The sequence below is a fragment of the Aliicoccus persicus genome (genome assembly GCF_900110815.1).
GTDB classification, from domain to species: Bacteria; Bacillota; Bacilli; order Staphylococcales; family Salinicoccaceae; genus Aliicoccus; species Aliicoccus persicus.
Genome location: NZ_FOIT01000003.1, coordinates 196,542 through 211,779 on the forward strand (window position 1 = coordinate 196,542; position 15,238 = coordinate 211,779).

Genomic DNA, 15,238 nt, shown 5'->3' on the forward strand with positions numbered 1-15,238 from the left:
AGGTCAAACTCTACAAACTCAAAAGAATGAGGTGTACGTATGGATATTAACAAAATGACCTACACGATGCAATCCGTCATAGAACAGGCACAGCAAATTTCAGTAGACCGGCAATTACAATCCATTGAAGGTGAAGCACTAGTATCCGCATTACTCAATGTGAGTGATAGTATGTCTAGAGATATTTTAGAACGTGCCAATATCGATGTAAACAAAATGAATGAAGAACTGGATGAAAAACTGAGTAAGTACAACGTCGTAAAAGGTGACAACGTACAGTACGGTCAGTATATGTCATCGAATTTTTCTAAAATTTATGACCGTGCCTTAAAGATCATGGATGAGATGGGTGATGATTATATCTCCCAAGAGCATGCATTGCTCGCTGCCATTGAAATCGATTCGACACTAAAGGAATTTACAGAAGGAAAAGTACATGTCATAGAAGCTATTATTAAAAAAATAAGAGGGGGTAATCATGTGACGACACAAAATCCAGAAGTTCAATATGAGGTATTGGAAAAGTATGGTCGTGACCTCGTTCAAGAAGTGCGCCAAGGTAATTTGGACCCGGTCATCGGTCGAGATGAAGAAGTACGCAACACGATTCGCATACTGAGCCGTAAGCGAAAAAACAACCCGGTATTGATCGGTGAACCCGGTGTGGGTAAAACTGCAATCGTTGAAGGATTAGCACAGCGCATCGTACGTAAAGATGTACCAGATTCGCTGCTCGATAAGACAATCTTTGAACTCGATTTATCCGCACTTGTTGCTGGTGCAAAATACCGTGGTGAATTTGAAGAACGATTGAAAGCCGTATTAAAAGAAATTAAAGATTCCGATGGTCGAATTATTCTTTTTATCGATGAAATTCACATGCTCGTCGGTGCTGGGAAAACAGAAGGTGCGATGGACGCAGGGAATATGTTAAAACCGATGCTTGCTCGTGGTGAGCTTCATTGTATCGGTGCGACGACATTAAATGAGTACCGTGAATATATCGAGAAGGATTCAGCTTTGGAGCGACGTTTCCAAAAAGTTGTTGTTCCTGAGCCGAATATTGAAGATACGATTTCGATTTTACGCGGATTGAAAGAGCGCTACGAAGTGCACCACGGTGTGCGGATTACAGACCGTGCCCTCGTGGCAGCAGCAGAACTTTCAGACCGCTACATTACTGATCGATTTTTACCAGACAAAGCGATTGATTTAATGGACCAAGCGAGTGCGACGATCCGTACGGAGATGGGTTCGAATCCGACACAGCTCGACCAGTTGAATCGCCGAGTCATGCAATTGGAAATTGAAGAAGCTGCGTTAAAAGGGGAGTCCGATTCCGTTTCGCGCATGCGACTCGAAGAATTACAAAAAGAACTTGCGGATGTCAAAGAAGAGCAAGCGACGATTCAACAAAAATTTGATCATGAGAGAGAACAGATACAACTGATCAATGAAAAGCGTGAATCACTCGATAAAGCCCGTCAAGAACTTGAAGATGCTGAAAACAATTATGAACTTGAACGTGCAGCAGAGTTGCGACACGGAAAAATTCCTGCGATGGAGAAAGAACTCGAGGATGCGATGTCTGAAATTCAAGATGCTGACGGCAACGAATCGCGTTTAATTCGTGAAGTCTTAACCGAAGATGAAATCGGCTATATCGTGTCGCAATGGACAGGTATTCCTGTTTCTAAGCTGATTGAGACAGAAAAAGACAAGTTGTTGAAGCTCGATGAAATATTGCATGAGCGTGTTGTCGGTCAAGATGAGCCTGTCGATTTAGTCGCGAATGCAATTATTAGAGCACGTGCAGGAATTAAAGATCCAGAGCGACCAATCGGTAGCTTCCTATTCTTAGGTCCGACAGGTGTCGGTAAAACAGAGCTTGCGAAAGCACTCGCTTCAACGATGTTTGATAGTGAAAAGCACATGATCCGAATCGACATGAGTGAATACATGGAAAAACATGCCGTATCTCGATTGATCGGAGCGCCACCAGGATACGTCGGTCACGAAGAGGGCGGTCAGCTTACAGAAGCGGTACGTCGCCAACCATACTCAGTCATCTTGATGGATGAGGTGGAGAAAGCACATGGCGATGTATTTAATATACTATTGCAAATGCTAGACGAAGGGCGATTGACAGATTCAAAAGGTCGCACGGTCGACTTTAGAAATACGATTATCATCATGACATCCAACATCGGTTCACCAATATTACTCGATAACGTATCAGAAGAGGGTACGATTGATGAAGAAACAAAAGAGATGGTCATGAACGAAGTGCATCGATACTTCAAGCCAGAGATTATCAACCGAATCGATGACATCGTTATGTTCAGTCCTTTATCTCAAGAACATATGACAATGATCGTCGATAAAATAATCGAAGAACTCAATGCGAGACTCGTCGCGCAGCATATGGATGTGACGATTAGCGATGCGGTGAAAGCGTGGATCGCAGAAGAAGCATATGAACCACAGTTCGGTGCCCGACCGTTGAAACGCTTTGTGCAGCGCTATATCGAAACACCACTGGCGAAGAAACTGATTGAAAAAGACATGGCCGAAGGATTACATGTCGACGTCGATTATGTCGATGGCGAGTTGAAGTTTGAGTTTGTTTAGATTGATGTGAATTGAATAGAATATAGAGAGGCCCCTATAATTGAACGTTTGACGTTCTATTATAGGGGTGTTTTTGTAGCCTGCTACTTCAGGCATGAAAAAAGGGTGAAGTAGCGGCTTTTTGTTTTTACTGCTACTTCAGACTGAAAAATGGTGGTGAAGTAGCAGCTTGTTGTTCCCCGCCAATTCAAGCCGAAAAAGTGAGTTGAATTGGCAGCTTTTTGTATTTCCTGCCAATTCAGGGCTGAAAAGGACTTTGAATTGGCAGCTTTTGAAATTCTCTGCCAACTCAAGGGTGAAAAATACTTTGAATTGGCAGCTTACATATTCATCGCTACTTCAGATAAAAAATCAGGCTTGAAGTAGCGACTATTTGAACTTATCACTAACTCAGGCCAAGAATTAGCTTTGAAGTAGCGAGGTTGAGAGTCTCGTGCTTACTCAGACAAAAAATATGAGGTGAGTAAGCACGGAATGTCGTCTCGTGCTCACTCAGATCAAAAAAGTGCGATGAGTAAGCACGGAATGTCGTCTCGTGCTCACTCAGATCAAAAAAGTGCGATGAGTAAGCATGGAATCTCGTCTTGTGCTCACTCAGATCAAAAAAACGCGGTGAGTAAGAACGGAATCTCGTCTCGTGCTCACTCAGACCAAAAAAGTGCGGTGAGTAAGCATGGAATGTCGTCTCGTGGTAACTCAGGTAGAAAAAGCGGCGTGAGTTACCACGATTTGGGATTTCATGATAACTCAGATCAAAAAGCGGGGTGAGTAAGCACGGCCCCCAATCTCAATCAAAAACTATACAAAAATCCCCACACAAACGCGTTGTGTGGGGCAACCATACAAAATCCAATTCCTTAATCCGCTCTGAATCGTTTCAAGAAGTCTTGTAATCTCGGGTTCTCTGAATGTTCAATGACTTCTGAGGCAGAACCGCTCTCGGCAATTTTACCGCCATCTAAAAATAGGACGCGGTCTGCAATTTCTAAGGCGAAGTCCATCTCATGTGTTACCATAACCATCGCCATTTCTTCTGTACGTGCTAAGTCACGGATAACCTCAAGTACTTCACCGACTAGTTCTGGGTCCAGTGCAGATGTTACCTCGTCAAATAGCATGATCTTCGGTTTCATCACAAGCGCGCGTGCCATTGCGACACGCTGCTTTTGCCCACCAGATAAACTAGACGGATACATATCAAGCTTGTCACCTAACCCGACGCGCGAGAGCATCTCTTTAGAGAGCTCGATCGCTTCATTTTTAGGCATCTTGCGCACGCTTGTCAATGGCATGACGCAGTTATTCAAAATCGTTTTATGTGGGAACAAGTTAAAGTGTTGGAACACCATGCCGATGTCATCACGAATGCCATGTAGGTGTTTATCGGAAGCGCGCACCATCTCACCATTTCCTTTTTCCATCTTCCACAAGTTCTCTCCATCGACGATAATGTCACCCTCAGACGGTTCTTCAAGCGTCATCAACATGCGGATAATCGTCGTCTTACCAGACCCCGATGGTCCAATAATTGCAATTTTCTCTGACGGATAAATATCTAAATTGATCCCTTTTAACACATGCACATCACCAAAGGATTTGTGCACATCTTTGTAACTGACAATGGGATTAGCATTGTAGTCCACTTCTTGTTCTACAACTTCCTCGTCTGTTTGATCCTGTGTTGTCATTTCTTCTTCTCTAGTGGCCATTATACTTCAACCCTTTCTCTAGCTTTTTTCAGTGACGGATTATTCCGTTTAATCTTGTCTTCCAACCAGCGGATAAGCAGTGCAGTTGGATAACTCATAACAAGGAATAAGAGCGCCGCAATAGTTAGTGGCTCTAAGTAAGACCAGTTTTGTGAACCGAAGTTTCTTGCAAGCTGTAAAATACCGAGTACACCGATAGTCGCTGCCAACGGTACTTCTTTAAATAAGATAATCAAGTAGTTACCTAGCATTGGTATCGTTGGTGGTATGGCTTGTGGCAGGATAATTTTTGTCCACTTATCAAACTTAGTCATATTGAGTGCTATCGATGCTTCAGTCTGTCCTTTTGGCACACTTTCAATTCCCGAACGATAAACTTCGGCAATATATGTGGAGAAGTGTACGCCGAGTGCGATTAAACCTGCCATAAATGGTGTGAAACTAATATCAACAAATTGCAACATCGGCAAGCCGTAATACACGAAAAAGATTTGAATTAACGGTGGTGTAGAACGGATAAATTCTCTAATCCAATAGAATATCAAGTTTACAAATCGAAATGGCGTGCTTTCAAGTAATAACCAAAAGAACCCTAAAACTAACGAGAGTGCGAAAGTGGTTACTGTAAGTAACAAGGTAATTTGTATACCTTGTGCAACGATTGGCAATGCTTCCATAAATGTTTCATTCGACCAATATGTCAAATCTATCGGCGTGTATTCATTGATGAAATTCTCTAACCAACCGACTTCACCCAATGTCAAAAAGTCTTTGCTCATTAAGTTGCAGCTCCTTTCTTCGCAATCTTCTCACCTTTTTTAGAGAGATAGATTAAAGGTAATGCAATGATGAAGTAAATAATTAACAAGATAAAGTAAACCATTGCACCTTCTGACAGATTCGATGATCGGTATACGTCACCAAAGTATAAAATATCTGTGACACCGATGAGTGAAACGAGAGAAGTACCTTTTAGTATTTGTATAGAATAGTTACCAAACTCAGGTAACATGAGTCGGAGTGCTTGGGGTAATATAACGAGTCTCATGCGCTGGAATCGCGTCATGTTTAAAGCTATACTCGCTTCAGTTTGACCTTTATCTACTGAGATGACTGAAGTTCTTACAACTTCAGAAAGGTACGCACCGTAGTTTAATCCGATGGCAATGACACCGATCCACCAGGCAGATGCAATATTTATGCCGAGCAACATCGGAATTGCGTATTGGAGCCAGAACAATTGAACGATAAGTGATGTACCTCTAAAGAATTCAACATAAACGGCCGTGATACCACGGATAATAGTAATATTAGACAAACGACATAGCCCTGCAACAAATGCCATCACATAAGAAAAGGCTGCCGCTGCTAAAAAGATCGAAGTCGTTACGCCAAAACCTTGAATGACGTACCGAATGATATCTGGTACAGACTCAAACATAAATTCTCTCCTTTCAAAAAATGAATAGCCCAGTATATCCTAAAGGAAGTGACTGGGCTATAGTATAAAACATAGAAGTATATTTCAATTTAAGCGCTTATAGGAATTTATGCTGCGTCTTCCTCATCTGCTTCTTCTTCATCTACTTCTTCTTCTTCAACTGCCTCTTCTTCATCTGTGTCTACATCTTCAGCATCATCTTCTGTATCTTCTTCAGAATCAGCTTCTTCTTCAGCTGGAGCACACAGTTCATCTACAGAAACTTCACCAACTTCAACTCTGTTTGCTTCAGCTGTGAAACCTTCAGCATTATCAAGTATTTCATCGATTGTACCATCTTCGATTAATACCTCAAGTGCTTCATTATATGCATCTCTTAATTCCTCATCATCAAGTGCGAATGCAACAGCACCATAACTTGGAATACCATTGATGTCTGGTTGTTCGAAATCTTCAACGATTTCTACTTCGTCGCTACCTAATGATTCGTAAGCCGCTCTTAATGTATTCTCTGTTGCAGCAGTAACGTCAGCATTACCTGATTGAACTGCAGCAAGCTGCCCTGGAATATCAGCAACTGATAATACTTGGTTGTCAATGTCCACGCCTTCTTGTTCTAAGAAGTCAAACTGCGTTGTACCTGACATCAGTGCAACAGTGATATCTGGATTATCTGCGATATCAGCATAGCTGTAAATTTCTTCAGGGTTACCTTCAGCAACAACTAAACCTTCACCGTATTGCATCTCTGGATTTGCAAACAATGCTGTTTCACAACGATCAGGTAAGATAGCCATACCTGCTGTAATCGCATCATATTGACCTGCTTGTACACCTGGGATAAGTTCTGCCCAGTCTGTTAAGCGCCCTTCCATTTCAGTGACACCCATCTCTTCAAATACAGCAGTAGCAATATCTATTGCTGCACCTTGTAACTCACCAGAATCAGTATCCATGTATGCATATGGTGGTTCATTAGAGAAACCAACGGATACACCGTTTTCTTGTAACTCTTGAACACGTTCACTTACTTCACCATCATCGCCATTTTCGGCTGTATCAGCGTCTTCATCTTCTTCAGTTGATTCTTCGTCAGAATCTTCCGCATCTGTATCTTCTTCAGACTCTTCGTCATCAGTTGATTCCTCATCCTCAGCAGATTCTTCGTCCTCGGTCGACTCTTCATCGTCAGTTGATTCTTCTGAATCTTCTTCTTCTGCTGTTTCTTCCTCATCTACGACCTCTTCTGTTTCAACATCCTCTTCATTATCTCCATTTTCAGCGTCGTCTCCCTCATCGGCACAAGCACCGAGTAGTAAAACTGCTGATAATGAACTTAACGAAAGTATCTTATATAAAGACACTTTACCAACCTCCTATAAAATAGTTATATATAATGCGTACCCTATGATACATGAGATAATCATAAAATGGCAAATTAATTAAAAATTCATGAAAAATGTATATTTAAAGATGTGATTGAAAGTTGCTCTATCAAAAGGCCTGTGTGGCTTTGACGGCTTTTTTCCAACCCTGGTAAAGTTCGTCACGAATTTCTTTATTCATTCTAGAATTGTAAGTTTTTGCCACCTTAACGTTCGAGAGCAAGGCATCTTTTGATGACCAGTAGCCAACAGCGAGACCTGCGAGATATGCCGCACCGAGCGCAGTCGTTTCATTTATTGCCGCGCGTTTGACAGAAACATCAAGAATATCTGCTTGGAATTGCATTAAAAACGCATTGTCACTAGCGCCACCATCTACTTTTAACGATCTAATGTCTGTGCTAGCATCCTTTACCATTGCATCCAACACGTCACGCGTTTGATAAGCTATCGCTTCTAATGTCGCTCGGATGATGTGCGCTTTATCTGTGCCGCGGGTTAAACCGAACATGGCACCGCGTGCTTCAGAGTCCCAATACGGTGCACCAAGGCCGGTGAAAGCTGGAACGACGTAAACACCGTTATTATCCGTCATCTTCATGGCATACTCTTCACTCATGTGTGCGTCGCTAAAGAAGCGAAGGCCATCGCGCAACCATTGTACAGCACTGCCCGTAACAAATATTGAACCCTCTAGTGCGTACGTTACTTGACCATCGATATTACATGCGATTGTTGTGATCAAACCGTTGTTGCTTTTAACAGGTGTCTCACCTGTATTCATCAGCATAAAGTTTCCGGTGCCATATGTGTTTTTAACGTCACCCTTATTCAAACACAGTTGTCCAAAGAGCGCGGCTTGTTGATCGCCAGCGACACCTGCAATCGGTAATGCGCGACCAAAGAATAACTGCGGTGCGATGTGACCATATACTTCACTTGAAGTGCTCACTTCAGGTAACAGTGAGGCTGGAATGTTGTAAATTTCGAGGAGTTCTTTATCCCATTCGAGTGTATGAATGTTATACATTAACGTACGACTCGCGTTTGTCATATCAGTTGCATGCACTTCGCCCTCTGTCAGTTTCCACATTAGCCACGTATCGATTGTGCCAAAGAGTAGCTCACCATTTTCGGCACGCGTGCGCGCACCTTCGACATGATCTAAAATATACTGCACCTTCGTTGCTGAGAAGTAGGGGTCAATGAGTAGTCCCGTTTTTTCACGAATCAACGCATCGTGTCCATCCGCTCTTAATTGTGCACAATATGATTCCGTTTGGCGCGACTGCCAAACGATGGCATTATGTATAGGTTGGCCCGTTTTTTTGTCCCAGATTACCGTTGTCTCGCGTTGATTTGTAATACCAAGCGCAGCAACTGCAAGCGGATCGATGTTTTTATCAGCAAGTACACCAGTCATCACACTGAGTACTGAACTCCAAATCTCGATTGGATTATGTTCAACGGCACCGGACTCAGGGAAGTGCTGTTCAATTTCCTTTTGATTGATACCGATGATTTGGCTGTTGTTATCGAATAGAATCGCACGTGTACTCGTCGTGCCCTGATCGATGACCATAATATATTTTTCAGTCATATTTACAACTCCTAAAATACAGTTTCTTCTATTATAAATGTATTTAGGCAAATAAAAAAACAGGCACATAAATATGCCTGTTTCATTATTTTGCTTCGTCTGGATTTTTGAGCATTAAATCCAATATGTACATTGTCAGTGTAATGAGCACAGCGAGAATGATTCCTAACTCAAAGTAAAATGTGCCGCCACCTTGTAAACTGTTTAAGATAAAGTTCACCATTTGCGTTAACATTAACGCCCAGATAAACGTTACGATGTATTTCATGTGACAATTGCCTCCACTCAGTAATTTCTATTACAACTATTTTAACACAAATAGCAACATTAAATATATTAATAATCTAAAAAAATTAATGGAAATTATATTGTAATCGCTTACAGATTCATTTATAGTAGTTTAGTGATGATTATTGGATGAAATCATCGTTTTCCAAACATTGTAAATTTGTTCCGCCGAATTCTGACAATTATAAAATATAGTTTGCATTTGAAATATCTAAGCATTAAAATAGTTCTATGCTATAGAATACGTTTGCAATCATGATGTTGAAATATTGTCAATATATATTCGCGAAGTTTGCATTGTATAGTATTAGAAAGAATAGGTGATGGGAATGGCTGAAAATTTATTAGAGGTTAACAATCTGACGACATCATTTAAAATTGGCGGCACTTATTTTGCAGCTGTTGATGATGTGTCTTTAACGATTAAACCGAATGAAGTGCTCGCGCTTGTAGGAGAGTCTGGTTCAGGTAAAAGTGCGACTGCTTTTAGCATCATGGGACTACATACGAAAGCAAGAATTGAGGGTGAAGTTAATTTCTTAGGTAAAGACTTAACGAAATTTGGCCCAAATCAGTTTAATAAGATTCGTGGTGGAGAAATCGCAATGATTTTCCAGGACCCGATGACAGCATTAAACCCACTGATGCGCATTAAAGCACAAATTGTAGAAACGTTGACAATTCACGGAAAAAAATCCAAGAATGAAAACGAAAAATATGCAGTGGAATTATTAGAGCGCGTTGGTATCGCTCGTGCAGAACAAGTGGCAGAAGCATATCCACATGAATTATCAGGTGGTATGAGACAGCGTGTGGTTATTGCAATAGCGATTGCAAACAGACCAAAATTATTAATTGCCGATGAGCCAACAACAGCACTTGACGTGACGATCCAAGCACAAATTTTAGATTTAATTCGCGAATTACAAGAAGACTTAGGGTCAGGTGTATTGCTGATTACACACGACTTAGGTGTTGTCGCAGAGATGGCAGACAGAGTAGCTGTTATGTATGCAGGAGAGATTGTTGAACTTGCGCCAGTTAGAGAAATCTTCAAAAATCCGAAGCATCCATATACACGTTCATTGTTGACATCAATTCCATCAGAAGAACAAATGGGTGGAAAACTACACGTGATTCAAGGCGTCGTACCGGCATTGCATAAACTTGATCGGACAATATGCCGTTTTTCTCCGCGTATTCCATGGATTGATGCATCGGAACATGAAGAGAATCCTGAGTTAAGAGAGGTAGAAGAAGGGCACTGGGTAAGATGTACGTGCTACAAAAACTTCTATCTTAAAGAAACAAATGCAGAAGATCTTGCAGAATTAGAGAATCAGGAACTAGAAAGAGACGCAGTTGGAGGTAATGAAGATGAGCAATAATATTTTAGAAATAAAAGATTTAAAAGTTCATTACCCAGTAAGAGGTGGATTTTTCAACACAATTAAAGACTACGTAAAAGCAGTTGATGGTGTTTCTATTAATGTTCCTGTCGGAACAACTTACGGCCTAGTCGGTGAATCTGGTTCTGGTAAAACAACAACTGGTAAAGCAGTCATGGGGCTAAACCACGTGACAGAAGGAACGATTATGTTCAATGGACATGAATTGACTGGTAAAGGTAAGAAAGTAGATAACCATAAAGATATTCAAATGATTTTCCAGGATCCCTATTCATCTTTAAACGTGCGTAAGCGTGTATTTGATATCATTACAGAACCGCTTAACAACTATGAGTCTTTAACGAAAGCTGAACGTGTAAATCGTGTACTTGAATTACTTAAAATCGTTGGTTTACCACCGAGTGCGATTTACAAATATCCACACGAATTCAGTGGTGGTCAACGTCAAAGAATCGGTGTTGCGCGTGCAATCGCACTGAGACCGAAATTAATTATCGCTGACGAACCGGTGTCTGCTTTGGATGTATCCGTTCAGGCGCAGGTACTTAACTTTATGCAGGAAATTCAAAAAGAGATGGATCTGACGATGTTATTCATCGCACACGACTTAGGTGTCGTGCGTCACATGTGTTCATATTTAGGTATTATGTATCGTGGACGCTTAGTTGAAGAAGGAACGGTGGATGATATTTTCAATAATCCTCAACACCTTTATACGAAGCGGTTAGTTGCAGCGATTCCAGATATAGATGTGGATCATGTCGAGAAGAATTTAGTTCTTAGAAATCAGTTAAAAGAAGAGTATGAACAGAACTTCGCGGATTACCTAGATGAAGAAGGACGCGCGTTCCCTCTACAGCAAATCTCAGATACGCATAGAGTTGCGTTACCGGTTAGGAGTTGATTATAGATGATAAAATTTACTATTAGACGTTTACTTATCACATTTCCACAACTCATCTTGCTCAGTGTTCTCGTATTTATACTGGCGTCGCTCATGCCAGGGGATGCACTAAGTGGTTTAATCGACCCAGATATTCCACGTGAACAAGTCGAGCTTATGAGAGAGAGACTTGGTTTAAATAATCCATGGTATATCCAGTACAGAGACTGGGTATGGGCAATGGTTTCAGAAGGTGATTTCGGTCGTTCGATTTTCCACCAGAGACCTGTTATGGATTTAATTGGCGATAGAATTTGGAATACGGTTTGGTTATCACTGATGACAGTGTTCTTTATCTATGCGATCGGTTTACCTTTAGGTTTAATCTCAGGTCGTTACAATGACACAATCACAGATAGCATCATCACAGGTTACACTTACCTTGGATTTGCTACACCAACATTCGTATTCGCATTAGTTTTACTTTACTTATTTGGATTCGTTTGGCCAGTTTTCCCAACGAGTGGTTCGGTACGTGCCGGCATACCTCCGGGATCATTAGACTATGTATTAAGTAAGATCAATCACCTCGTCTTACCGTCCTTATCCGTCGCGCTGATCGGGCTTGTCGGTACGGTACAGTACTTACGAAGTGGTGTAATTGAAACAAAACAAAAAGATTACGTTATTCTTGCACGTTCAAAAGGTGTTAAAGAAGGTAAAATCTATAGTAGACACATTTTCAGAAACTCGATCATTCCAATTGCGGCATTCTTCGGTTATGAAATTACAGGTTTACTAGGTGGTTCAGTAATCATCGAGCAGATCTTTGGTTACCCAGGGATGGGTCGTCTGTTCTTAGAATCAATCAGTACACGTGACTACAGTGTTGCGAATGTCTTAATCTTATTCTATGGATTCTTAGCAATCGTCGGGGCGCTTTTATCGGATATTATCCTGAGTATAATCGACCCGCGTATTCGCATTAAGTAAAGGAGGGGCAATTTTATGAGTACAGAAAATAATAATCTTTACGATAACATTAACGTGGGAGATTTACCAAAAAGTACACCAGGTTGGAAAATAGTTGTCCAGGAAATCCTTGCGGATAAACTTGCACTGTTTTCATTAATTATCTTCACGTTGATTACATGTTATGTATTTGGATTAACGCTATTCTTAAGTTTAAGAGATATCGTTACAGTAGATTTATTTGCAATTAACGTTGCGCCGAATGACGAGTGGCGCTTAGGTACGGACTACGGTGGACGAGACATTTTCGGTCAGTTAATCATCGGAACACGTAACTCACTTGCAATCGGTATTTTAGTTACATTACTATCAGTTGGTTTCGGTATTGTTTACGGGGTGATCTGTGGATACTTCGGTGGGCACATCGATAACGCGATGATGCGTTTCGTTGACTTCATGATCATTCTTCCATTCTTAATGATCGTTGTAGTATTCGTAACAATCGTACCAAGCTATGATATATTCACTTTCTCACTCATGATGGCCGTCTTTTTATGGATGGGGACCGCACGTTTGATACGTTCCTTAGCCTTACAAGAGCGAGAACTGGACTACATCAATGCCTCGCGCACGATGGGTTCCAGCCACTTTAAAATTATCTTTACGCAGTTGTTACCAAACTTAGTTGGTATCATCATCGTAAACGGAACTTTAAGTTTAGCAGCAAACATCGGTATCGAGGCCGGACTATCCTTCATCGGATTCGGTTTCCCTGAAGATTACCCTTCACTCGGTACACTGATGGCATACGCGCAAAACACTCAGACACTCCAACACCGCCCATGGGTTTGGATGCCTGCCGCAATCTTGATCCTAATCCTGATGTTATGTGTACGTAACGTCGGTGAAGCACTCCGCCGTGCAGGGGATGCGCGTCAGCGTCAAGGTTAATTGTTGTTGTGTAGTTTTTAGTAAAGTTGATAAAGAGCACCAACCCACAAGTGATGTGGGTTGGTGTTTTTTTTGTTTGGTGTTTTTTTTTGATTGTTATCGTAAACTTGTGAGTCGACAAGTTTACAGTAGGCCCTCTCCCATAAAGTTATGAGTCGACAAGTTTACAGTAGCCCCTCTACCATAAATTTGTGAGAGGACAAGTTTACAGTGGACCCTGTACCATAAATTTGTGAGACGACAAGTTTACAGTGGACCCTGTACCATAAAGTTGTGAGACGACAAGTTTACAGTAAGCCCTCTACCATAAAGTTGTGAGACGACTAGTTTACAGTAAGCCCTCTACCACAAAGTTGTGAGACGACAAGTTTACAGTAGGCCCTCTCCCGTAAAGTTGTGAGACGACAAGTTTACAGTAAGCCCTCTACCATAAAGTTGTGAGACGACAAGTTTACAGTAAGCCCTCTACCATAAAGTTGTGAGACGACTAGTTTACAGTAAGCCCTCTACCACAAAGTTGTGAGACGACAAGTTTACAGTAGGCCCTCTCCCGTAAAGTTGTGAGACGACAAGTTTATAGTGGATCCTCTATCATAAAGTTGTGAGACGACAAGTTTACATTGGACCCTCTACCACAAAGTTGTGTGACGACAAGTTTATATTGGACCGTCTGTCGTAAAGTTGTGACCCCTCAAGTTTATGAAAGATAAAAGATTTTATATAAAATCTACCGATTTTTATAAGTTAAAAAAATAACTCATCTTTTACAGGCATATATATAGTGAGGACCTTTTTAAATTTATAAAAATAGGAGGAAAATATGATTTTAACAGAAAGAAAACCAAGTGAAGAATTACTGTACTACAGAGCGTTGAGTAAAAGGGTAGATTTGAGTAAAAACCAGCAACTAAAATTGAAAAGACTTGAAAGTGGCTATGAAGGTGAGTGCACTTACGATGAAGTTTACGAAAGTATAATCAGTCACTTACCTGTATTCCGCGATGTTTACTTAGAAATTGAGGGGAGTCATGTACAATGTGACGCACTAATTGTACATGATAATGGATATTTGCTACACGAGATAAAAAACTATAATGGAGAATTTCACTATAACGGAAATCAATGGTTATTAAGAGGTAATGAGGTAAGTGAAGACCCGATCATTCAACTTGAGCGAACAAGGAAAAAATTTATCAAATTAAAATATTCAAACAATGTTCAGTTTAATATAGATGGTAAAGTTGTTTTCACTCACATAGATTTTTCGCTAGAACTAATTGATACACCTTCGACTGACAAGATCATTCTTAGAAACCAATTGAAACGTCATCTTTCAAGTTTAAAAGATTTGACCTACAATGATCAATCTCTTAATAGAGTTGAGCTAATTAAAAACAATATTGTTGCTAATCCATTTCATAATGAGAAAGCTAATTTCTCTGATTTAAAAAAAGGTGTTTACTGTCGTAATTGCTCTAGTTTTAATATACAAAAATCAAAATTCCATTTTCAATGTAAGAATTGTCTATCAAAGTACACGATTCATACAATAGTATTACAAGCAATAAGTGACCATAAGTCTTTATTCAATAATAGAGAATTTATTAAAAAAGAGATTTACGATATATTGAACGGTTCAATCAGCATGCAAACAATCTACAATGTTCTAAAAATTTATTGTACAAAACAGGATAAAGGTCGTCATACAACTTATAGATTTAAGTACCATGACTTCGATGAAGCAGAAAAGTCAGTTCCAAAACAATTCAGATACAAAGATCACGTTAAACTAGTTTAAATGCTCAAAGGAAAAAGAAGTGACACCTAAGGGTAGAAATGCAACTCAGAATTAATCTAAGAATTATTAATTACTGTAATCATTTCTTCTCAAATGACTAAAATTAATTTCTCCATCCTCACTAATAATCTGAAAATTCACACAATAAATCACGCATAAAAGAGTAAAACA

At 40.4% G+C, this 15,238-nt stretch carries 12 protein-coding genes; 6 read left to right on the forward strand and 6 right to left on the reverse strand.

What is annotated here, in order from left to right:
* Positions 1-39: 39 nt before the first annotated feature.
* Positions 40-2,631, forward strand: coding sequence for an ATP-dependent chaperone ClpB (gene clpB, locus BMW30_RS06355; protein ID WP_091474989.1), 2,592 nt, complete (start codon positions 40-42; stop codon positions 2,629-2,631).
* Between the two features lie 857 nt (positions 2,632-3,488).
* On the opposite strand, the gene BMW30_RS06365 is transcribed toward clpB, so the two are convergent.
* The 6 genes from BMW30_RS06365 to BMW30_RS06390 form a co-directional block, all read right to left on the reverse strand.
* Positions 3,489-4,340 carry an amino acid ABC transporter ATP-binding protein gene (locus BMW30_RS06365; protein ID WP_281242146.1) on the reverse strand — a complete coding sequence of 284 codons (852 nt, stop codon included), beginning with the start codon at positions 4,338-4,340 and terminating at the stop codon, positions 3,489-3,491.
* On the reverse strand, positions 4,340-5,119 hold the full coding sequence (ehuD, locus tag BMW30_RS06370) for an ectoine/hydroxyectoine ABC transporter permease subunit EhuD (protein ID WP_180366242.1): 780 nt from the start codon (positions 5,117-5,119) through the stop codon (positions 4,340-4,342). Before ehuD ends, BMW30_RS06365 begins: the two co-directional genes overlap by 1 nt.
* Positions 5,119-5,781 carry an amino acid ABC transporter permease gene (locus BMW30_RS06375; RefSeq protein ID WP_091474993.1) on the reverse strand — a complete coding sequence of 221 codons (663 nt, stop codon included), beginning with the start codon at positions 5,779-5,781 and terminating at the stop codon, positions 5,119-5,121. Before BMW30_RS06375 ends, ehuD begins: the two co-directional genes overlap by 1 nt.
* Positions 5,782-5,888: 107 nt before the next feature.
* On the reverse strand, positions 5,889-7,145 hold the full coding sequence (gene ehuB / locus BMW30_RS06380) for an ectoine/hydroxyectoine ABC transporter substrate-binding protein EhuB (RefSeq protein ID WP_245705642.1): 1,257 nt from the start codon (positions 7,143-7,145) through the stop codon (positions 5,889-5,891).
* 130 nt (positions 7,146-7,275) lie between these two features.
* Entirely contained in the window at positions 7,276-8,766 is a 1,491-nt protein-coding gene (gene glpK, locus BMW30_RS06385) for a glycerol kinase GlpK (protein ID WP_091474995.1), read from the reverse strand.
* Between the two features lie 85 nt (positions 8,767-8,851).
* Complete coding sequence (locus BMW30_RS06390; RefSeq protein ID WP_091474997.1) at positions 8,852-9,034, reverse strand: DUF2929 family protein; 183 nt, start codon at positions 9,032-9,034, stop codon at positions 8,852-8,854.
* Positions 9,035-9,383: 349 nt separating this feature from the next.
* Here BMW30_RS06390 and BMW30_RS06395 point away from each other — a divergent pair, with 349 nt between their 5' ends.
* From BMW30_RS06395 to BMW30_RS06415, 5 genes are all read left to right on the forward strand, one after another.
* Positions 9,384-10,442, forward strand: a complete 1,059-nt coding sequence (locus BMW30_RS06395) for an ABC transporter ATP-binding protein (RefSeq protein ID WP_091474999.1) — start codon at positions 9,384-9,386, stop codon at positions 10,440-10,442.
* Positions 10,432-11,367, forward strand: a complete 936-nt coding sequence (locus BMW30_RS06400) for an ATP-binding cassette domain-containing protein (RefSeq protein ID WP_091475001.1) — start codon at positions 10,432-10,434, stop codon at positions 11,365-11,367. The genes BMW30_RS06395 and BMW30_RS06400 overlap by 11 nt, the downstream gene beginning before the upstream one ends.
* 6 nt (positions 11,368-11,373) lie before the next feature.
* Positions 11,374-12,339, forward strand: coding sequence for an ABC transporter permease (locus BMW30_RS06405; RefSeq protein ID WP_091475003.1), 966 nt, complete (start codon positions 11,374-11,376; stop codon positions 12,337-12,339).
* Positions 12,340-12,354: 15 nt separating this feature from the next.
* Complete coding sequence (locus tag BMW30_RS06410; RefSeq protein ID WP_091475005.1) at positions 12,355-13,269, forward strand: ABC transporter permease; 915 nt, start codon at positions 12,355-12,357, stop codon at positions 13,267-13,269.
* 820 nt (positions 13,270-14,089) lie between these two features.
* Positions 14,090-15,067, forward strand: coding sequence for a nuclease-related domain-containing protein (locus BMW30_RS06415; protein WP_091475006.1), 978 nt, complete (start codon positions 14,090-14,092; stop codon positions 15,065-15,067).
* The last annotated feature ends 171 nt before the right edge of the window (positions 15,068-15,238 follow it).